Genomic DNA, 17,850 nt, shown 5'->3' on the forward strand with positions numbered 1-17,850 from the left:
TCCGACGATTCGACAGCAGGCGCGCCCCCTGTTCACGGACGCGTCAACGACCCGATGAACCCGCTGGATGCGAGGTGGGTGCGGCTTGGAAGGCGACTCCGCGCCCTACGGTGACGTGCACTTCGTCCGCCGGGTACTCCGCCCTCAGGCTGTCGGCGGTCGCCTCGCTCGCCACCGTCACCTCCACGACGCTCCGGACCACGTCGACGCTGCTCGACCGGAACGGCGTCAACCCCTGTCGCACTCCGACGATCTCGTCGAAGATCTGCTGCTGGATCGCGAGGAGGTGCGATCTCGAATGGGCGACCTCGATGAACCGCAGCCGCGACGGATCAGGCAGCACCGCCCTCGCAGCCTTCACCCGGGCAGGATCGGGGACACCGACCCAACCGACCCCGATGCTCCCCGACCCCCGGTTGATCAGCCAGACGCCGCCGAAGTGCGGATCGGCGCCGACCACCCGGGAGACGTCACCGATGTGAGCGCCCAGACGACCGCGCGACCTCATCTGGGCGCGCTCGTGCTCGCTCATCGGGAAGCCGAGGTACGAGACGGCGTGTTCCGCGTCGATCCTCCGGACGGCCTCGAGGTCGCGGGTGAAGCCCCACTTCTCGCGGAGCGCCAGCTCACGCTTCTCGACCGCCGTCGCAGGCTTCTCCGGCGTCACGGGGTTGGCGACGACGTAGCCGCCCGCCACGCCGAGGCCGACCGCGAGCACCGCGGGGATGAGCATGAAGCGCCGGAACATCGGCTTCCTGTCTGAGGAGGGCGCTCTGCCGACCCCGAGGCGAACCTACTCGTCGTCGGAGCGCTTCCGCCAGCGGATGCCGGCGGAGATGAAGCCGTCGAGGTCGCCGTCGAAGACGTTCGAGGGGTTGTTGACCTCGTACTCGCTGCGGAGGTCTTTGACCATCTGGTACGGCGCGAGCACGTACGAGCGGATCTGGTCACCCCAGCTCGCGGTGATGTTGCCGGCGAGCTCCTTCTTCTTGGCGTTCTCCTCCTCGCGCTTCAGGAGGAGGAGCCGCGACTGCAGCACGCGCATGGCGGCGGCGCGGTTCTGGATCTGGCTCTTCTCGTTCTGCATCGAGACGACGGTGCCGGTCGGGATGTGCGTGAGGCGCACCGCGGAGTCGGTCGTGTTGACCGACTGGCCGCCCGGGCCGGAGGAGCGGAAGACGTCGACGCGGATGTCGTTCTCGGGAATCTCGATCGTGTCGGTCTCCTCCATGAGCGGGATGACCTCGACGGCGGCGAAGCTCGTCTGGCGCTTGCCGGCGGCGCCGAACGGCGACATGCGCACCAGACGGTGCGTGCCGGCCTCGACGCTGAGGGTGCCGAACGCGTAGGGCGCGTCGATCTCGAAGGTGGCCGACTTGATGCCGGCCTCCTCGGCGTAGCTGGTGTCCATCACCGTGACCTTGAACTTGTGCTGCTCGGCATAGCGGAGGTACATGCGCAGCAGCATGTCGGCGAAGTCGGCGGCGTCGACGCCGCCGGCGCCCGCGCGAATCGTGATGACGGCCGGACGCGGGTCGTACTCGCCGTCGAGGAGGGTCTGGATCTCGAGCTCGTCCATCATCTTCTGGATAGACGCCAGCTCGACGGCGGCCTCGTCGGCGGACTCCTGGTCGTCGCCCTCGTTCGCCATCTCGATGAGCACCTCGAGGTCGTCGAGGCGCTGACCGGTGTTCGTGACCTTGTCGAGCTCGGACTTGCGGTGGCTGAGATCGCTGGTGACGCGCTGGGCGTTCTCGGTGTCGTTCCACAGGTCGGGGTCGGACGCCTGCCGCTCGAGGTCGGCGATCTCCTTCTCGAGCCGCTCGACGCCGATCACGGCGCTGATGTCGGCGAAGGTGGATCGCAGGGCAGCGATCTTGTCGGAGAAGTCGAGCTCGATCATGATCGTCCAGCCTACCGGCCCGGGGGTGGCGCACCTGCTGGGAGGACCCGCCGACTCAACGCCCGAGGGGCGTCCACGATGCCTGGCTGATCGGAGCCGATGAGCTGGTCGATGATCCCGAGGCTCGAGCGCTGTCAGCGCACCGGTCTCGTTCTGCGCCGCGTGTGGCAGGATCTCCGGTCACTCCTCAGCCCCGCGTCAGCCGGCGTGCCAGAGGACTCTGCTGCCCTTCACGACTTCGACGACACCCTTCGCCGTCTCGGTCAACTGAACAGTGGGACCTGCCCCGGCCGTTCCCGTGCTCCACAGCGCTTTGCCCTTGGCCGATGTCAGCACCACGTTGCCGTCCTTCTGCACGTGCAGCGAGTCACCTCGAGCACCGCCGGTCTTCGAGGACCACAGGATTTTGCTGTCTCGCTCATCGACGAGATTGCCGTCCTCCTGCAGGGTCAGGAGCCCGCCCTCGTGCCGGAGAGCCTGGTCCGCGGTCATCACGTCCCCCGATGTCGCCGTGTAGTAGTTCGACGGATGCTCCGACCAGATCTCCCCCGTCTGGGCATCGAGGTCGACATCAGCGAACAAGCCGATCTCCAGTTCCGCGGCGGTACCACGCGACCCGGACTGCCACAGCGCTTTGCCTTTTGCCGAGTAGACGACGAGGTTCCCGTCCGTCTGCAGGAGCAGCCGGTTTCCCGTGCCGCTCGTATGAGTCGTCCACAATGCGTGACCGTTGCCGTACTCCACGACGTTGCCGTCGGACTGCATGGTCAGATCGAACTGGTTGAACGGCGAGTAGATCGCCTGACCTGCGGCCAGCTCCTGGCCGGCGTTCAGCGAGAACGGCTTCTGCATCACGTCGGCGAGAGCGGGCGATGCAATGGCAGCAGACCCGGTCACAGTGACGAAGGCCACGAGAGCGATGACGGCGCGCGACGTGCGTCTCGCGGAGATGAGCTTGGGCATGAGCTTCCTCAGGTTTGGGCGCCCGACAGGGGCGAGCACGAGCGTATCGAGTATGCGCCAGCAGACGGCTCCCCTCGTTCGGGGCGACCGAGCGGCCTCCGGCAGAGCCGACCAGCCCAGTCGGCTTCACGCTTCCGTGGCAGGTCGTGAGCGTGCTCGCGACGGTGGCGCCGACGCCATGCAAGGACGGGCCCGCGGAGGCGCTTCGGGGCTCACCCGGCTTTGCACTCGGTGGCTCGGGCGGCGCGGCTGCCGTGTTGCAGTCGACGCACCTGAGCGTGCACATGCACCGTGCGGGGAAAACGGCCGTCACTGTCGGCACGACCGCGTGTGGAACTCGAATGGGAGCGGAGAGTGGCAGAGGTCCGTCAATCGGTCTTCTCGTGATGGTGTGAAAAGAAAGTCTGCCGGACCTCTCCCAACCCGAAAGTGCCCCCGGACCAGAGCTTGAAAGTGCGCTCCGGAGTGAACTCGGTAACAGCCGTCTCGGGCGAGAGGAACTTTAGGCGCATCCTGTAGACCCCGCCGGGCACGAGCGTTTGAGCTTCGAGCGAGTCAGGTTCCATCCGGACGTCGAATCCGTGACCCACAGTCTCAATAAAAGAGAGCACAACCGAACCATCGAAGCTCGTCGGTCAGCCAATAGGGGCCGGTCCTCCCACCAAAGGCAGTGGGCCACAAGACAATGGACGCTGTCGCGTCGGGGTCGGTGAGGTAGAAGTCAGGTGGTGCCATGTCCGATTATGGCGTCACCCTGGCGCTAGCGACCGCCTTCTGCAACCCGTCGAGCGACTGCATCAGTCCCGGATCGGTAGACGTTCCCCTGCGAACACCAGCCGCGAGGCACGGTAGCCGTTCCTTGATGAACGCGAGCGAGGCCGCGCGAAAGCCTACGGCTTGCGACTTGATCGCACGGCGCTCGGCCAGCCCGCCTCTTTGATCGGTGCGTCTTGTTCCTAAGCGCTCCAGCTGCGCAGCTTCGCGAGGGGGGTGGCGAATGAGTCGATCTTGCTTGTCGAGAGTCCCTGGCGGATGAGCGTCTCGACGAGGGCGGCCGCGGCCGCGACCCCGTCGATGACCGGCACGGGAAGGCGGTCGCGCACATGTTCTTCGAGGCCGGCCATGCCGGCGCAGCCGAGGCAGATGACCTCGGCTCCGCGGGCGATTGCGCGTTGCCCGGCGGCGACGAAGGCCTCGGCCGTCGCGAAGGCGTCCTTGTCGAGTTCGAGGACTCCGAGCCCGGTGTCCTCGATGGCAGCGCATCGGTCGATGAGGCCCGCTGTGGTGAGGCTGTCCTCGATCTGCCCGACAGCGCGGCGGACGGTCGTGACTACCCCGTACCGGCGCCCGAGCGGCATCGCGAGGTGGGCGGCGGCTTCGGTGATGTCGACGACGGGGATCGAGAGGAGCTCGCGGGCACCTTCTCGACCGTGTTCGCCGAACCCGGCCATCACGACGCCATCGATGTCGGTAGGCAGCGTCTCGAGCGTCTGCAGGACGGCGGCGGCGCTGATGAAGCTGTCGTACCACCCCTCGGCCGACGCGACGCCCCATGCCGGCGTGATCCCGACGATCTCGACGTCGGGCCCGACGGCGACGCGGGCGCGCGACGCGGCCGTCTCGGTCATCGTCTTGGTTGTGTTGCAGTTCACGATGGCAATCCTGATCACGAGATCACGACCGTCGGTGTCGCAGAGAGTTGCGCGGTGTTGCCGACGCCGTGCTCCCGCGCGAGGTCGATCACTTGAGCCGCGACCGCGAGATCCTGCGCTCCGAGTCCGACGGAGTCGAAGACCGTGATCTCGTCGATGCCCGATCGCCCTCGTGATTGTCCGGCGATGACCTCGCCGAGCTCGGTTAGCTCGACGTCAGGGCTGAGTGTTCCCTCGGCGAGTGCGACAAGCAGATCCCCGGATTTGGTCTGTGCCGTCGCGCGGCTGTCGACGAAGACGGTGGAGCGTGCCATCGCTTCGCCGTCGAGTTCGCGGTGCGTGGCCCGGGGGCGAGCGCCGACTGCGTTGATGTGCTGGCCCGCGTGCAGCCAGGCCCCGTGCAGGATCGGGTCGATTGAGGGCGTCAGGGTGCAGATCACGTCGGACTCTTTTGCGACTTCTTTCGGGCTCGATGCGATGATGCAGCGATCGGGGAGGTCGGGTCCGACCTCCCGCAAGAAGCGGTCGACCGTGGCCGATGACCGCGACCATACGACGATCCGGTCGAACGGCCGGACTGCGGCGAACCGGCGCGCGTGCTCGATGGCGAGGTTGCCCAGGCCGATGAGACCGAGCGTGCTGCTGTCGGCACGCGCAAGGCGCCGGGTCGCGACGACGGAGGTGGCGGCCGTGCGCGCGCGGGTGATAGCCATCCCGTCGAGCACGGCGACGCACTCGCCAGTAATAGAGGAGGAGACCAGGATCGTGGAGCGCTGGGTCGGCAGCCCACGGTCGCCGTTCGCGGGAATGTCGGCCATGAGCTTCACGGCGACGAGACCGAGACGATCGGACTGAACAGCCATCGGCAGGAACACCGCATCGTCCGCGCCAGCAAGGGCCCCGGGTGCGGGTTGCGACATGGCGCCGGATCCGAGGTCTCGGTGGATGGACTCCACCGCCTCGACGACGTCGACGGCCCCGATGACAGCGCGGATCTCCGACGCGCCGAGGACGAGGGTCATCAGGCGGTGACCGTACTGCTGCTGCCGAGGAGCTCTTCGAGAGTGGCGGGGTGGGTGACGAGGCCGCCCTCGTCGAGGATCCGCATCCAGCGGTCGGAGGCGTCACGGTCGATGACCGCGGAGTCCCAGACGCCCCGCTCGGCCATCTCGTCGGCGGCCGCACGAAGCAGAGAAGCGTCCTTATCGGGCCAGCGGGAGGCCAGGACCGCCTCGATCTCGGCGTCGGCGGTGCCGGAGGTGATTTTCACCATGGCTGCGGCGATGCCGTCCATGAAGCGGTCGACCCGGTCGCTCAGTTCGTCGATGCGCTCCGAGACGGCGTAGTACACGCTGTTGGGCATGACGCCGGCGTCGAGGTGCTCGAAGACGATGGTGCCGAAGCCGTCGGCGACGAGCTCTTTCGCCGAGACGAGGTCCAGGATGATCGCGTCGCCGAGGCCGCTCTTGTAGAGCTCGATCAGCATTGCCGTCGAGAGGTCGCGGACGAAACGGGTGGCCGAGACGTCGAATCCTGCTTCGCGAATGAGGCCCGCAGTGAATTCGTAGGGGGCGCTTCCGCCGGCGCCGGGAGCGAGGACGACCTTGCCCGCGAGCTGGTCGGGGGAAATCGGGGCGGTCTCGGTGCGAGAGACGATCGTCATGGGGAACTTGTGGTTGAGCTGGCCGACCACCGAGAGGGCACGCGACGAACCGGCGTACATTGCGGGGACCCAGAGACCGCCGAGCGCCAGGTCGGCCTCGCGCGACTCGATATCGTCAAGCACACCGGTCCACGGGTCACATGCCTTCGCCGTGACCGTCAGGCCGCGAGCCGCGAAGAGGCCGCCCTCCGCGGCGACGTACTCGGGGAGATAGTTGAGGCCGTTCGCGGTCGCAGAGATCTTCAGGGTGTCCATGTCGTTCCTCCAAGGAATCGGTGGGTGAGGATGAGGTGGGCGGGGCCGGTTCAGGTCGGCCCCGCCTGGCCGGTCAGGTGTGGTCGGAGACCAGGGCGTTCTCGTTGACGTCCTCCAGCGAGCGGCCACGCGCCTCGGGGGCGAAGCGCGAGGCGACGACGAGGATCGCGTACATGACCGCCGCCAGTCCGAAGACGCCGGCGAAGGCGAAGTTGCCGTAGAGCGCGATCGCGAGGAACGGCATGACCGCTCCGGCGATGTTGCCGATGCCGTTGACGATCGAGGCACCTGAGGCGCGGATCGCCGTCGGGTAGACCTCGGCGGTCCAGGCGGCGAGCGTGGTGTTCGTCAGCATCGTGAAGAACTGGAACAGGGCGCCGAGCAGGAGGATCGCCCCGGTGTCGTTGCCGAAGGCAGCGAAAGCCAGGGCGGTGAGACAGCCCAGGATTCCGGCCGTAGTCACCATGGCCCGACGTCCGACCCGGTTGGCGAGCAGGGCGGCCGCGGTGCAGCCGAGCAGCGAGCCGATATTCATGATCATCGTGTAGAGCAGGCTCTGCGACACCGTGTAGCCACGCTCGACGAGGAGTGTCGGCATGAGGAAGTTCAGGGTGACCTGGGCGCCGAACGCCATCCATGACGCGACACCGATGGCGATCGTCCGGCGAAGCACGCTGCGGTGGAACACGGCTGCCGGTGAGGAGTGGAGCGCGATGGGCGGCAGGTCAGCTTGCGTGAGCGTCACCGGGGACTTGGCGTCGGCCGGGGGGCGCAGCGTGTTGGACGCGAGGATCGCGAGCGAGCGGTTCGCCTCGTCGATGCGGCCCTTCGAGAGCAGCCACCGCGGAGTCTCGGGGAGGCGACGACGGTAGAGGACGACGAACAGGGCGGGTAGGGCGAGGATCACGAAGGTCCAGCGCCAGACGGCGTGGTCGCCTCCGAGTGGCACAGCGAGGGGCCCGAGGAGCAGGAGGAAGAGGCCGTAGGAGATGAAGTTGCCGATGCCGCCGGCGCCGACGTTGATGGTGGCGATGAGGCCGCCGCGGTAGCGGGTGGCGACCATCTCGGAGAGCATCGCGATGCCGATCATGAACTCGCCGCCGACGCCGATGCCGACGATGAAACGGCTGACGAGCAGCATGTCGTAGTTGAACGACAGGGCGCTGAGCAGGCCGCCGAGCGTGTAGACGAGGAGGTTGAGTCCGAGCGAGAACCGGCGGCCGTATTTGTCGGCGAGCCAGCCGGCGAGGAACCGGCCGACGAGGCCGCCGAGCACGGTCGCCGTGTTGATGGTGGTGAGCTGCAGATCGCCGATCTGCAGCGTGGCCTTGATGTTGGTCGCCATGGCACCGACCGAGTTCTGCTCGAGCGTGTCGAAGAATTCGCCTGCGAGGATCAGCATCAGGACGCCGAACTGCGCGCGGGTGAACCCGATCGAGTCGAGGGCGGAGGCGACGCCGTTGCGGGCGGTCGCACCGGCGGGAAGAGAGGAGCTTGTCGGAGTAGTGGAGCGGGTCACAGCAGTCATTTGCAACTCCAGGCACGGGGTGGGGCGTGGAGGGGCGAAAGCTGACATCAGAATCAGTATCGCACCCGAGGACATTCTTTTGTATACGAAAAGGTGTTTCGGGCTGGTTTCAGAGAAGAAACGCTTTGTTTCGGGCAGCTCGCGGCCCTAAAAGTTCAGTCTTCCGAGAGAGACTCAACCTAAGAAAGCTGCAGGTCGTATACGTTCAAGCGTCGAGTGCGCGGTACAGCGCCTCGTCGCGCCGCAGGTGCTCGTCCATGAGAAGACCTGCCTGGACACCCGAGCCTCGCAGGATGGCGTTGGCGACAGCCGCGTGGTCTGCCCCGCTCGAGGCGACCTCTTCCTGGGTCACGCGCTCGAACGCCCACGCCGTCTGGTGGATGAGTCGTTCGATCATGGTGTCCAGGTGGCTGTTGCCTGATGCGGTCGCGACAAGCCGGTGGAAGGAGAACCGGGGCGTCTCCGCTTCGACCTCCTGGTCGGAGCGCTGATCGTTCGCGACAGCACGCAAGAGGTCGGCGCTGTCGCCGCCCCGGCGTCCTGCCGCCAACTCGGCCGCCAGCACTTCGAGCCCACGCCGGATCTGCATGAGCTCGATCACCGCCTCCGAGGACGAGTCCGCGACGGTGACGCCCTTGAACTTCTCGGCGACGACGAAGCCCTCGGTCTCGAGTTGCCGAAGCGCTTCGCGGACAGGTACTCGCGAGACACCAAACTGCTCGGCGATGGCATCCTCTTTGAGGCGAGTCCCGCGCGCGATGGTGCCGGCGATAATCTCCGCACGGAGGGCCTTCAAGACGGATGCGGGTTTGGACTCCACAGACTGATCCTATTGGCGAGAATCGTCAGCGCATCGCGACCGAGGATCCGATTGGCCCTAAGTGCGCTGAGACTCCGGGGCAGGTTCAACGGCATGCGCCAGCCGCGGCACTCAGGGACCGCACGCCGGACGTTCGGCTAGCGGTCCTGCTCACCGGGATGATGGCCGATGATTTAGGCAGTGAATCGCCGGAAGTATCGAGTGATTCAAAACCTGTTTGGGGGCAGGTGGACGTTGGGGCACGGGGTGCTCCGGCGCGACGATGTCGTCCTTCACCTCAGCAGCGAAAGCCATCACCTGGATCTCCAACGACCTCATCGCCGGTTCGGCGACCTGGGCAGGTGCCATTTCAGAGACCGGTGTTGTGACGATCGATGCGGCCAGTGGGCAGGTCGACGTTGTCGACGGGCCCGCGTCGCCGTTACCGCTGTCCGCGGCGCTCTCGGGTTCAGGGAACGGCATGGGATTCCGGTTTCGAGAGGCCGGTCCGAAGCATGTGGACGTCATCTACGGCGGAGGCGGCCCCACCAACGACGTGCCCGAGGCGTATCTCGAGGAGTCAAAGGCCCTTGGCGATCGACTCAAGGAGCCCGATTGGTTGAAGTGGTGGAGCCAGTTCGAAGTCTCCACTGTTATTGGCGACGTCAACTACTCGGCTACGCGACCCGGCGTCACTGTCCGCTTCGTGGGTGTGGAGTTGCGAATCAGCATCTCCCGACCGCAGTCAACCATTCCACGAAGCGACGAAGCCCGATCGCTGGCACGACAGGACTTGCAAGCAGCTCTCGACCGCATCCAGAAAAAGCGCCAGTCCACGGGCTATCCACCTATTGGCAGTTAGCACGTCGGGCCCCCACGTGAAGAGGGCATGGAGATACGTCTTCCTACGTTGAAGGTTGCGCTTCCGGGCTGGCCACGGTCAGCCGAAAGGACAGCAGCCCGATCTTCTCTTTCACTCGAGTAGTCGACATGATGATCTGGTGCTGACGGTCGCCGACTACATGCGCGAGGTGATCCCCCGCGTGTACGTGCCCGTCCTGCGCGAGCTCATGACGAAGGACGAGCTCGCGACCCTGAAGCTCTCCATTCGGGCTTCCGGCTCCGACATGTGGCTAAACGACGCAGCCGGCCTTCCGCCCGATGCAGTGATCGGCACCGACGAAGCGATGCTTGGCGTCGAGGTTCACGGCGAACTTCAACTCTTTTGGCTCGCCTCGTCGATGACCGACGAAGAGAACCGCGAGCGGTTCTACTCCGACATCCAGGACTGGATCTCAGAGACCACCTTCGGTTGGGGGCAGCTCCGAGGCCACATGTGACCCAACAATTGAGGTTGGTCGTAGTGCGCCTTAGGGTCGGTCTCAGTAGCCGGTCGGCATTCGGTCACGTCACCGGACGCCGGGTGGATATATCCACTTTCCTGGTGCTGTGCGTCTTTGACCGGTAGACACTGAGCCACGTTCGATGAAGGAGTTATCGATGCTGGTTCAGGTTTGTGGTCTTCCCGGTGCAGGGAAGTCGACGCTGTCTGCTGCGATCGCGGAGTTGACGCCCTCGCTGACCCTTCGCGTTGATGCGATCGAAGGTGCAATGTGGAAGTACCAGATCCCGCGCGAGCAGTCCGGAATCGCCGCGTACTCGATCATGCATGCCATCGCGGTACCGAATCTGAGGCGTGGACAGATGGTCATCGCCGACGCGGTGAGTGGTGTGGAACCCGCTCGGGCCGGATGGGTATCGACAGCGGAAGCCGCTGGGGTAGCTCTCCGCGTGATCGAGGTCGTGTGCGCGGACGGCGACGAGCACCGTCGGCGCGTGGAGCAGCGTGCGAACGACCTGCCCGGGTTCACCTTGCCGACGTGGGAAGAGGTGCAGCAGACCGCCGACGAGTACGAGCCACGCACGGACGACCGACTCGTCATCGACAGCACGCGCCCCCTCGATGAGACGGTTCGACAAGCCCTCGACTACCTCGCGCTCAACGCCCGCTGAACGGTCCTCAGACGGGCGGGGCTTCCCGGTGCCGGCTATCAGCCTGGAGCGGGGACGGCCTGAGCAGCCTCGACGAATGCCGTGATGCGTTCCGAGGCGCGGCTGGTCTCCCAGGCGATGTGAACCGCGGTCGGTGCGAGGTCGGTGATCACGTGGAAGTTCACGTCGGGGCGGCGGTAGAACCGTGCTGTGGACAGCGGCAGGATCGCGATGCCGGCACCCCCGGCGACGAGTTCCAATTTCTCTTCAACGGTTCGTGACTTGCGCACGGCAGAACCCTGTACCGCAGCTCGGTTTGGCGAAGGGGTGGGCCATTCGGGCACCGCTGACGGGTCCTGTAGGAGCGTCTCGGACCGAAGGTCCGCCATTGCCACATGGTCGGCACCGACCAGGGGGTGCCCCGCTGGGAGCATCACGACCCTCGGTTCCTCGTGGAGGAACACGGTCCGGATGCCCGCGCCGTTGAAGGGCTCACGGAGGTAGCTGACGTCCGCACGGCCGTCGTGGAGCACTGCGACTTGCTCCTCCCACCCAGTGCGCAACACCCGGACATCGACCGACTGCGCTCCGCGCCGGAATATCCGTACCGCCTGGGTGACGGTCAGGCCGGGCATGAAGCCAACCGTGAAGACGTCCTCGCCGCGCGCCGCGATCGCGACACGGCGACGCACTGCAGCGGCAGAAGCGAGAAGCGAGCGCGCCTCGGTGAGAAGGAGGCGTCCATTGTCGGTCAGCTCAGTCCCGCGGGTATCACGGACGAAGAGCTGCATCCCGAGTTCCTGCTCCAGCGCTCGAATCTGCCGCGACAGCACAGGCTGGGCGATGCGGAGCTGTTCCGCGGCACGGCCGAAGCTCAGCGTGTCCGCGACGGCGGCGAAGTACCGCAGCTTGCGGAGGTCAAGATCGGCGTTCACCCACCCATGATGACTCATACCCGTTGGGTCTCACCAGGTGGGGAAGAGGTCTTGGACGAGCAGGCGCCCGGGCGCACACACTCGATCCTGTTCGATCGAAAGGAACACTGTGTCTCTCACAAACCAGCGCGTCGTGATCATCGGCGGCACCTCGGGAATCGGTCTCGCAACGGCACACGCTGCCGTGGATGCCGGGGCGGAAGTCGTCATCGCCTCGCGTCGTCAGTCCAGCGTCGATGCCGCCCTCGGCGAGCTCACCGCGTCCACCTCCGGCCGGGCGCTCGACGTGCTCGACACCGACCAGGTCGCATCCTTCTTCGCGGCGCTCGGCGCGTTCGACCACCTCATCTACACCGCCGGCGAACCGCTCGCCCTGATGCAGGTCGACGGCCTCGACCTCGACCAGGCGCGCGGGTTTTTCGAGGTGCGATACTTCGGCGCGCTGAACGCGGTCAGCAAGGCAGCGCAGCACATCCGTCCGGGAGGATCGATCACCCTCACCTCCGGGTCAGCTCGCACCCGACCGGGCGCCGGCTGGGCGATCGCATCGAGCCTGTGCGGAGCGACGACGAGTCTCGCCGGCGCTCTCGCGGTCGAGCTGGCGCCGACCCGGGTGAACGTCGTCGAGCCCGGCATCATCCGCAGCCCCCTCTGGGCAGGGATGACCGCTGAAGACCAGCAGGCCATGTTCGACCAGCAGGCCCAGACGCTCCCCGTCGGCCGCGTCGGCGAGGTGATCGACGTCGCGCAGGCATTCCTCTACGCGATGACGCAGCCCTTCGTCACGGGGGGCCTCGATCCCCGTCGACGGCGGCGCGCTCCTCGTCTGACCATCCGCCGCTGCGGCTGCCTCGTGTTTCGGACTACTGCGGCGCGAGGCAGCCGCTTCCGGTCAGCGAGGAGCAGTCTGGTCGGTGACGAAGGCAGCAAGGTCGGTGACTTCCCGGCCAGCGACGTCGTGGCCGAGGTCCGAGTACACCCGCTCGGTGACGGAGAGGTGCTGTGCGCTGAACGCGACGGTACGTCGCACCGCGGCACGAGGAATCACCCCGTCGTGGGCGCCCCGTCCCCAGAACACCGGTGGGCGCGCGGATCTGAGCGCCGGGTCGCCTGGCTGGGTGTCGTTCACGACGAACCCGCCGAGCTGCACTCCGTACGCGAACTTGCCGGGACGCCGACGCATCATCTGCAACACCATTGCGCCGCCCTGGGAGAAGCCCAACAGACCCGCCGACCGGTGCGAGGGCAATGAGTCGTACCAGTCGAGGACGGCGTCCGCGGCGGCGTTAGCCACAGCAGGCTGAGGGTCGCCGATCGGATTCCCCACGCTGGGGAACCAGGCGTAACCGCCTGCCTCCGGAATCGGGGCGCGCACGGATGCGATGACGAGGTGCATGGCGAGGTCGTCGCGGAGCGCGAACAGGTGCCGTTCGTCGTAGCTCCACCCGTGCATCACGATCAGAATGTCCGACTCGGCGGAGAGCTCGGATGACCACAGGACGGCGGTCGGGTCAAGCGGCGGGTATGCGGTGTGTGGGGTGCGCATGGGCGTCCTTTCGTTGGCCCACCAACCGTGACGCTTCCCGGACGCGCGCGTCCAAGACCTCTTCCGTCACCGCTAATACCCCGGCTGCATCAACCGGGGCTCAGACGGGCCCGGGCGTCCGGATGCCGTCGAGGACGATCTGGAGCGCGCGGCCTCGCTGTGCGGTGTCCCGGTAGAGCCCGCCAGTGACCGCGAAGATGACCCGCATTACGTCATCGGCAACGACTCCCGCGCGGATCTGACCATCCTCCCTGGCGTGGTCGAACAAAGGCACGGCGATGCCGTAGATCGCGTCCCGAGCGGGTGCGTACACCTCGGACTGCTCCGTCAGGACCGACACCACCGGGTGCTTGGTCCGCATGAAGTCCCCGAACTTCTCCAACCACCGACGCAATGCCGTCCATGAATCGGCGTCGTCACTGCCGGATCCGAAGCTCACGAGCTCGTCCACGGCTGCTAGATAGACCGCCTCCATCAGCGCCACCCGGGTCGGGAAGTTCCGGTACAGCGTCGCAACCCCCACCCCAGCTCGACGCGCGATGTCCTCCATGCCCACGTCTGCTCCCGATTCCCCGAACGCGTCCGCCGCGGCGGCGAGGACCGCGTCGAAGTTCCGCCGCGCATCGAGCCGCCGTGGACGCAGGCCCTCCAACATCTCCGCCAAAGTCATGGGCCCCATCATCCCCCAAATGTGATAGACCTGCTACCAGTTATTCGAGAGACTGTCTCTCGGTTCTGAAACTCGGCCTGCAGACGGCCGGGAGGAGCACTCATGAGCACACCCACTTCGACCATCACCATCGGCGGAGACCTCACTGTCGGCCGGATCGGCTTCGGCGCGATGCGGCTCACCGGCGACCAGGTCTGGGGCGATTACTCCGACCACGACGGAGGCATCGCCCTGCTCCGCGCGGTCGTCGACGCCGGCGTCACGTTCATCGACACCGCAGACGTCTACGGGCCGCACTCGAACGAACTCCTCATCCGACAGGCCCTGCACCCCTACCCGGAGAACCTGGTCATCGCGACCAAGGGTGGGTTCGTCCGCGGGGGCTACGACTACTCCACCCTCGACGCCGTCGGCAACCCGAACTACCTCCGCCAGTCGGCCCACATGAGCGCGCGACGGCTCGGTGTCGACAGCATCGACCTCTACTACCTGCACAGCGGACAAGCCACAGACGTCCCCTTCGAGGAGCAGATCGCCACTCTGGCTGCCCTCAAAGAAGAGGGGGTGATACGGCACATCGGCTTGTCGAACGTCACCCGCGAGCAGTTCGACCTCGCACAGACGATCACCCCCATCGCCGCCGCGACGGCGCTCTACAACGCCGGTATCCGCCGGGGTGTGGACCTGCTCCGCGCAACTGGGACGACCGGCGCGGTCTTCTCGCCGTGGCATCCCATGAGCATCGCCGACGGCGGCGAGCCTGACCGGATCACAGCCGACCTGGAGCCGATCGCGAGGAACCACGGCGTCACCGTTCAGCAGGTCGCGCTGGCCTGGCACCTGCACCGCGCACCACATACCCTGCCAATCCCCGGAACCACCAGTCTCGAGCACCTTCGATCGAATCTTGCGGCCGCCGAAATCCCCTTGAGCCGGGACGAGGTCGCCACGATCACCGCCCTTCTGCCCGAACGCTGAGCCCGAGGGCTGCCCGACCAGAGAGGTTCGGCTTGGAAATGCAAATAGTCGACCAATCTGAGAGCAGTCCCTAGAGGCAGGGCTAGCTGGGCCACCGCCGCAGCGCGCCAAGGAGAATGAAAGCCTGCGCTAGCTCGGGGAGGAGTGCGCGGGTCGGAGCGGGACGTCCGCATTGGCCAGTAGAGCTTCCGAGGCCATTGCTTCGCAGATGTGGAACCTTTTCCGGTCAACGGACATCACTAGGCGGATCATCACCACGACTGCCAGGGGGAACCACCACATGCCCGATGAACTCATCGTCTGGGAGCGAGTGCGACAGGGAGATCCCGACTCGTTCGGGGCCATCTTCCTGCTCCACCGCGACCGGGTCTACGGGCAGGCCTTGCGCCTGACCGGCTCCAGCCACGACGCAGAAGACGTCGCAGCCCTCGTCTTCCTCGAAGCGTGGCGGCGCCGCTCGAGCGTCCGTGTCGTCGACGGGTCCGTCGTCGCCTGGCTACTGATCTGCACCAACTTCGTCGCGAAGAACGCATCGCGCAGCAAACGGCGCCATGCCATCGCCATGTCGAAGCTGCCGCCGCAACTCGACCAGGCGGACCATGCGGACGACGTGCTCGCCCGGTTCGAGGCCTCGGGGCGCGAGTCGAGACTCCGCGACGCGTTCGCTCGGCTGTCCGCCTCCGACCAGGACGTCCTCACGCTCTGCGTCGTCCACGACTTCTCGCTCGCCGACGCGGCTCTCGCGCTCGGCACTCCGCTCGGCACGGTGAAGTCCCGCCTCTCGCGCGCTAAGCGAAAGCTCGCGACCCTGACCGGATCCACCGACTGGGACATTCCGGCGCACACAATCGGAGGCACCAGATGACCCCCACTCCGCCCATGAACTCCGAGCGCTCGGACGCGATCCTGCGCATGCTCGTAGCCACTGCTGCCGACCCCGCAGGTGCTCGCGTGGCGACCTCTCGCCGGAAGCGCACGCGCGGGATCGTTCTGGTCTCGATGGCGGCCGCCGTCGTGGTCGTCGGCGCGGGGGTCGGCTATGGCCTCGTCACGGCGCCGCATGCCCCGTCTCCCGGCAGTGACGGCGGCCCGGTCGCGGCACCGACCTCAGACCCGAGCGGACCGGTGTCGCCGAGACCGACGCCGAGTCTGCCGGCCGGCGTCGAACCCGCGGGGACTCCGACGCCGCTGCCGACCCCCACTTCCGCGGCGGACGACCCTGGAGACGCGTCGACGTGGCTCATCACGACCGACGGACTCGGTCCGGTGACGCTCGGGCAGACGTTCGATCAAGCTGCCCAGGAGTTCGGCCGGGCGGGTCTCCAGAATTCCACGACCTGCCCCAACGGCCCGACCGGCGTGTACGAAGCGAGCGGCGAGCCACCTGTCTACCTGAACGCTGGCCTCAAGCCGACGATCTCGTTCATCACGGTGCTCGGCGACGTGAACGCGGACGGGTCAGCACCTCGAACCGGTGGGCCGAAGACTCCCCACGGCATCGGTATCGGCTCGACGGAAGCCCAACTGAAGGCCGCTTACCCGAACCTGACTTCAGCGAAATTTCCCGGATACTCCGACGGGACGGCCTACGCCCTCACCGACGGCGCAGGCAAGTGGATCGACTTCGTGGTCAACCGCAAGCTCGGCACCGTGCAAGAGATCGTCGTCAACGACAACGACGAGGTTCCGAGCGAGTTCTGCGGATGACCCTGGCTGACCCCGCCCCGAGGATGAGAGCAGCAACACTTTGGTTGTCACGATCGACGCATCGTGCGCAACGCGTCGGCCAGTGGTCGCTTATCCAGACTCAGGCCAGGGCACGCCCGGGACGACCGGGAGGCGGACGCGGAGCGACTCCAGCTCCTCCGAATTGCGGTCGAGGACAACGTCGACGACAAATCCGCTGAAGCCAGGCGACGCCTTTGCCCGCTGGACTACGAGGGCCTCACGATCCTGCCGCATGCGACCCATCGGCTCCTTGGTCGAGTAGACCGAGCTCACCGACGGCAGTGACTCCTCAGACGCGTCGGACGGAAGGGGCGCCATCGACACGGGGTACTGCACCCATCGGATCCGGGCGACAGTGCCCGCCAGTTGTGCTCGGGCCAGGCCCATGACGTCGGCGTAGCGATCGAGTTCGAAGTCGACGAACGCATCCTCCGGCAGCGCCCCGTCGAGAAACCCTTCCGAGAGAGCCGAGACCTGCCATTTCACTTCATCGTGGACCGAGATCGACTCGTCATACTCGTCGAGCTGGAGGAAGCCCACCCACACCGAGCGGGTTGTCTTCGACAGAACGGCCACGAGAATGACGGTAAGGGTTCCCGGTCACGACCGGAAGTCCACTTGCGGTCCGGTTTGGGTCCTCGACAGGGCCAACCAACTCGGAGCGTTCAAATATCGTTCCGCCAGGAAGAGCGCGACCAGAGCCACGATCCACACGACTTCGATGAACGTCTTCACAACTCCTCGCCCGCAAGATGGGAGACCTCCACTTGTTCAGATCTCATCACGATCAGGGTTTCTGTTGCCGTCGTCGTCGTAGGGCTTTTGCCAGCCCTCTTTCTCGTAGTGCTCGTTCACCTTTCCCCGCAGCGACTTCGGCACCCAATTGACCTGCGGGCCGGGACCTCCCTTGCGCCGGCGGTACAGGATGACAGCGATCGCGAAGATCATGAAAGCGACGAACAGGATGATGGCGATCGGGCCATGGATTCCGGAGCTGGACGCACCAGCCAGCGGAAGTCCGGCAGCAGTGCTAGCGAGGTTCAGCATGACGGCTCGCCGCAGGTCTCGTAGATCTCGGCGGCGTGACGACTCGGGAAGATGAGCAAGGGCGGCTTCTTTCGGTGCGCGAGGACCATGCGGACGCCCCTCGTCATCCGCGAACCTAGATGCTCGCCGAGTGCCCGGCAAGCGGCAGGCTCCTCTAGACAGCAACTCCATAGCTGAACCCCGATCGCGAG

At 66.3% G+C, this 17,850-nt stretch carries 19 protein-coding genes and 1 pseudogene; 7 read left to right on the forward strand and 13 right to left on the reverse strand.

What is annotated here, in order from left to right:
* Window positions 1–43: 43 nt before the first annotated feature.
* The 8 genes from ABD733_RS03795 to ABD733_RS03830 form a co-directional block, all read right to left on the reverse strand.
* Window positions 44–748: a hypothetical protein gene (locus tag ABD733_RS03795; protein ID WP_344793697.1), complete on the reverse strand. Its 705-nt coding sequence runs from the start codon at window positions 746–748 to the stop codon at window positions 44–46.
* A 45-nt stretch (window positions 749–793) separates the two neighbouring features.
* Complete coding sequence (gene prfB, locus ABD733_RS03800) at window positions 794–1,903, reverse strand: peptide chain release factor 2 (protein ID WP_344793698.1); 1,110 nt, start codon at window positions 1,901–1,903, stop codon at window positions 794–796.
* A 198-nt stretch (window positions 1,904–2,101) separates the two neighbouring features.
* Window positions 2,102–2,866 carry a hypothetical protein gene (locus tag ABD733_RS03805; RefSeq protein ID WP_344793699.1) on the reverse strand — a complete coding sequence of 255 codons (765 nt, stop codon included), beginning with the start codon at window positions 2,864–2,866 and terminating at the stop codon, window positions 2,102–2,104.
* Window positions 2,867–3,822: 956 nt separating this feature from the next.
* Window positions 3,823–4,518: an aspartate/glutamate racemase family protein gene (locus ABD733_RS03810; protein WP_344793700.1), complete on the reverse strand. Its 696-nt coding sequence runs from the start codon at window positions 4,516–4,518 to the stop codon at window positions 3,823–3,825.
* A 14-nt stretch (window positions 4,519–4,532) separates the two neighbouring features.
* Window positions 4,533–5,540: an ornithine cyclodeaminase family protein gene (locus ABD733_RS03815; protein ID WP_344793701.1), complete on the reverse strand. Its 1,008-nt coding sequence runs from the start codon at window positions 5,538–5,540 to the stop codon at window positions 4,533–4,535.
* A complete protein-coding gene (locus ABD733_RS03820; protein ID WP_344793702.1) occupies window positions 5,540–6,436 on the reverse strand; it encodes an ABC transporter substrate-binding protein in 897 nt (298 codons plus the stop codon). Before ABD733_RS03820 ends, ABD733_RS03815 begins: the two co-directional genes overlap by 1 nt.
* A 73-nt stretch (window positions 6,437–6,509) precedes the next feature.
* The gene (locus ABD733_RS03825) at window positions 6,510–7,964 is read right to left on the reverse strand and encodes an MFS transporter (RefSeq protein WP_344793703.1); all 1,455 of its coding nucleotides are present in this window, start codon (window positions 7,962–7,964) and stop codon (window positions 6,510–6,512) included.
* 205 nt (window positions 7,965–8,169) lie between these two features.
* Window positions 8,170–8,784 carry a GntR family transcriptional regulator gene (locus tag ABD733_RS03830; protein ID WP_344793704.1) on the reverse strand — a complete coding sequence of 205 codons (615 nt, stop codon included), beginning with the start codon at window positions 8,782–8,784 and terminating at the stop codon, window positions 8,170–8,172.
* Between the two features lie 262 nt (window positions 8,785–9,046).
* Between ABD733_RS03830 and ABD733_RS03835 the strand changes: the two genes are divergently transcribed.
* From ABD733_RS03835 to ABD733_RS03845, 3 genes are all read left to right on the forward strand, one after another.
* Window positions 9,047–9,625 (forward strand): hypothetical protein, encoded by a 579-nt coding sequence (locus ABD733_RS03835; protein ID WP_344793705.1) that lies wholly within the window; start codon window positions 9,047–9,049, stop codon window positions 9,623–9,625.
* Window positions 9,626–9,764: 139 nt separating this feature from the next.
* Window positions 9,765–10,103: a hypothetical protein gene (locus ABD733_RS03840; RefSeq protein ID WP_344793706.1), complete on the forward strand. Its 339-nt coding sequence runs from the start codon at window positions 9,765–9,767 to the stop codon at window positions 10,101–10,103.
* A gap of 145 nt (window positions 10,104–10,248) precedes the next feature.
* Complete coding sequence (locus ABD733_RS03845; RefSeq protein ID WP_344793707.1) at window positions 10,249–10,776, forward strand: P-loop nucleotide/nucleoside kinase family protein; 528 nt, start codon at window positions 10,249–10,251, stop codon at window positions 10,774–10,776.
* A 38-nt stretch (window positions 10,777–10,814) separates the two neighbouring features.
* Here the strand turns inward: ABD733_RS03845 and ABD733_RS03850 are convergent, their stop codons facing one another.
* Window positions 10,815–11,690, reverse strand: coding sequence for a LysR family transcriptional regulator (locus ABD733_RS03850; RefSeq protein ID WP_344793708.1), 876 nt, complete (start codon window positions 11,688–11,690; stop codon window positions 10,815–10,817).
* A 133-nt stretch (window positions 11,691–11,823) separates the two neighbouring features.
* Here ABD733_RS03850 and ABD733_RS03855 point away from each other — a divergent pair.
* A pseudogene (locus tag ABD733_RS03855) lies at window positions 11,824–12,420 on the forward strand (SDR family NAD(P)-dependent oxidoreductase); the annotation flags it as partial.
* Window positions 12,421–12,582: 162 nt separating this feature from the next.
* On the opposite strand, the gene ABD733_RS03860 reads toward ABD733_RS03855, so the two are convergent.
* On the reverse strand, window positions 12,583–13,236 hold the full coding sequence (locus ABD733_RS03860; RefSeq protein WP_344795991.1) for an alpha/beta hydrolase: 654 nt from the start codon (window positions 13,234–13,236) through the stop codon (window positions 12,583–12,585).
* A 100-nt stretch (window positions 13,237–13,336) separates the two neighbouring features.
* The gene (locus ABD733_RS03865; RefSeq protein ID WP_344793709.1) at window positions 13,337–13,906 is read right to left on the reverse strand and encodes a TetR/AcrR family transcriptional regulator; all 570 of its coding nucleotides are present in this window, start codon (window positions 13,904–13,906) and stop codon (window positions 13,337–13,339) included.
* A 102-nt stretch (window positions 13,907–14,008) separates the two neighbouring features.
* Here ABD733_RS03865 and ABD733_RS03870 point away from each other — a divergent pair, with 102 nt between their 5' ends.
* From ABD733_RS03870 to ABD733_RS03880, 3 genes are all read left to right on the forward strand, one after another.
* On the forward strand, window positions 14,009–14,884 hold the full coding sequence (locus ABD733_RS03870; RefSeq protein WP_344793710.1) for an aldo/keto reductase: 876 nt from the start codon (window positions 14,009–14,011) through the stop codon (window positions 14,882–14,884).
* 280 nt (window positions 14,885–15,164) lie between these two features.
* Window positions 15,165–15,749 carry an RNA polymerase sigma factor gene (locus ABD733_RS03875; RefSeq protein WP_344793711.1) on the forward strand — a complete coding sequence of 195 codons (585 nt, stop codon included), beginning with the start codon at window positions 15,165–15,167 and terminating at the stop codon, window positions 15,747–15,749.
* 14 nt (window positions 15,750–15,763) lie between these two features.
* A complete protein-coding gene (locus ABD733_RS03880) occupies window positions 15,764–16,591 on the forward strand; it encodes a hypothetical protein (RefSeq protein WP_344793712.1) in 828 nt (275 codons plus the stop codon).
* Between the two features lie 90 nt (window positions 16,592–16,681).
* Here ABD733_RS03880 and ABD733_RS03885 read toward each other — a convergent pair whose 3' ends face one another.
* Together ABD733_RS03885 and ABD733_RS03890 are read right to left on the reverse strand one after the other, a co-directional pair.
* Window positions 16,682–17,188: a hypothetical protein gene (locus ABD733_RS03885; protein WP_344793713.1), complete on the reverse strand. Its 507-nt coding sequence runs from the start codon at window positions 17,186–17,188 to the stop codon at window positions 16,682–16,684.
* A 195-nt stretch (window positions 17,189–17,383) separates the two neighbouring features.
* A complete protein-coding gene (locus tag ABD733_RS03890; protein WP_344793714.1) occupies window positions 17,384–17,659 on the reverse strand; it encodes a hypothetical protein in 276 nt (91 codons plus the stop codon).
* Between the last annotated feature and the right edge of the window lie 191 nt (window positions 17,660–17,850).

Origin of the sequence: Frondihabitans peucedani (genome assembly GCF_039537585.1) — a bacterium.
Lineage (GTDB): Bacteria > Actinomycetota > Actinomycetes > Actinomycetales > Microbacteriaceae > Frondihabitans > Frondihabitans peucedani.

What these genes read in the sequence shown, in the direction of transcription:
- ABD733_RS03795 (WP_344793697.1), bottom strand. Translation starts at nt 748, where the DNA reads ATGTTCCGGCGCTTCATGCTCATCCCCGCGGTGCTCGCGGTCGGCCTC.
- prfB (WP_344793698.1), bottom strand. Translation starts at nt 1,903, where the DNA reads ATGATCGAGCTCGACTTCTCCGACAAGATCGCTGCCCTGCGATCCACC.
- ABD733_RS03805 (WP_344793699.1), bottom strand. Translation starts at nt 2,866, where the DNA reads ATGCCCAAGCTCATCTCCGCGAGACGCACGTCGCGCGCCGTCATCGCT.
- ABD733_RS03815 (WP_344793701.1), bottom strand. Translation starts at nt 5,540, where the DNA reads ATGACCCTCGTCCTCGGCGCGTCGGAGATCCGCGCTGTCATCGGGGCC.
- ABD733_RS03820 (WP_344793702.1), bottom strand. Translation starts at nt 6,436, where the DNA reads ATGGACACCCTGAAGATCTCTGCGACCGCGAACGGCCTCAACTATCTC.
- ABD733_RS03825 (WP_344793703.1), bottom strand. Translation starts at nt 7,964, where the DNA reads ATGACTGCTGTGACCCGCTCCACTACTCCGACAAGCTCCTCTCTTCCC.
- ABD733_RS03835 (WP_344793705.1), top strand. Translation starts at nt 9,047, where the DNA reads ATGTCGTCCTTCACCTCAGCAGCGAAAGCCATCACCTGGATCTCCAAC.
- ABD733_RS03845 (WP_344793707.1), top strand. Translation starts at nt 10,249, where the DNA reads ATGAAGGAGTTATCGATGCTGGTTCAGGTTTGTGGTCTTCCCGGTGCA.
- ABD733_RS03860 (WP_344795991.1), bottom strand. Translation starts at nt 13,236, where the DNA reads ATGCGCACCCCACACACCGCATACCCGCCGCTTGACCCGACCGCCGTC.
- ABD733_RS03865 (WP_344793709.1), bottom strand. Translation starts at nt 13,906, where the DNA reads ATGACTTTGGCGGAGATGTTGGAGGGCCTGCGTCCACGGCGGCTCGAT.
- ABD733_RS03870 (WP_344793710.1), top strand. Translation starts at nt 14,009, where the DNA reads ATGAGCACACCCACTTCGACCATCACCATCGGCGGAGACCTCACTGTC.
- ABD733_RS03875 (WP_344793711.1), top strand. Translation starts at nt 15,165, where the DNA reads ATGCCCGATGAACTCATCGTCTGGGAGCGAGTGCGACAGGGAGATCCC.
- ABD733_RS03880 (WP_344793712.1), top strand. Translation starts at nt 15,764, where the DNA reads ATGAACTCCGAGCGCTCGGACGCGATCCTGCGCATGCTCGTAGCCACT.
- ABD733_RS03890 (WP_344793714.1), bottom strand. Translation starts at nt 17,659, where the DNA reads ATGCTGAACCTCGCTAGCACTGCTGCCGGACTTCCGCTGGCTGGTGCG.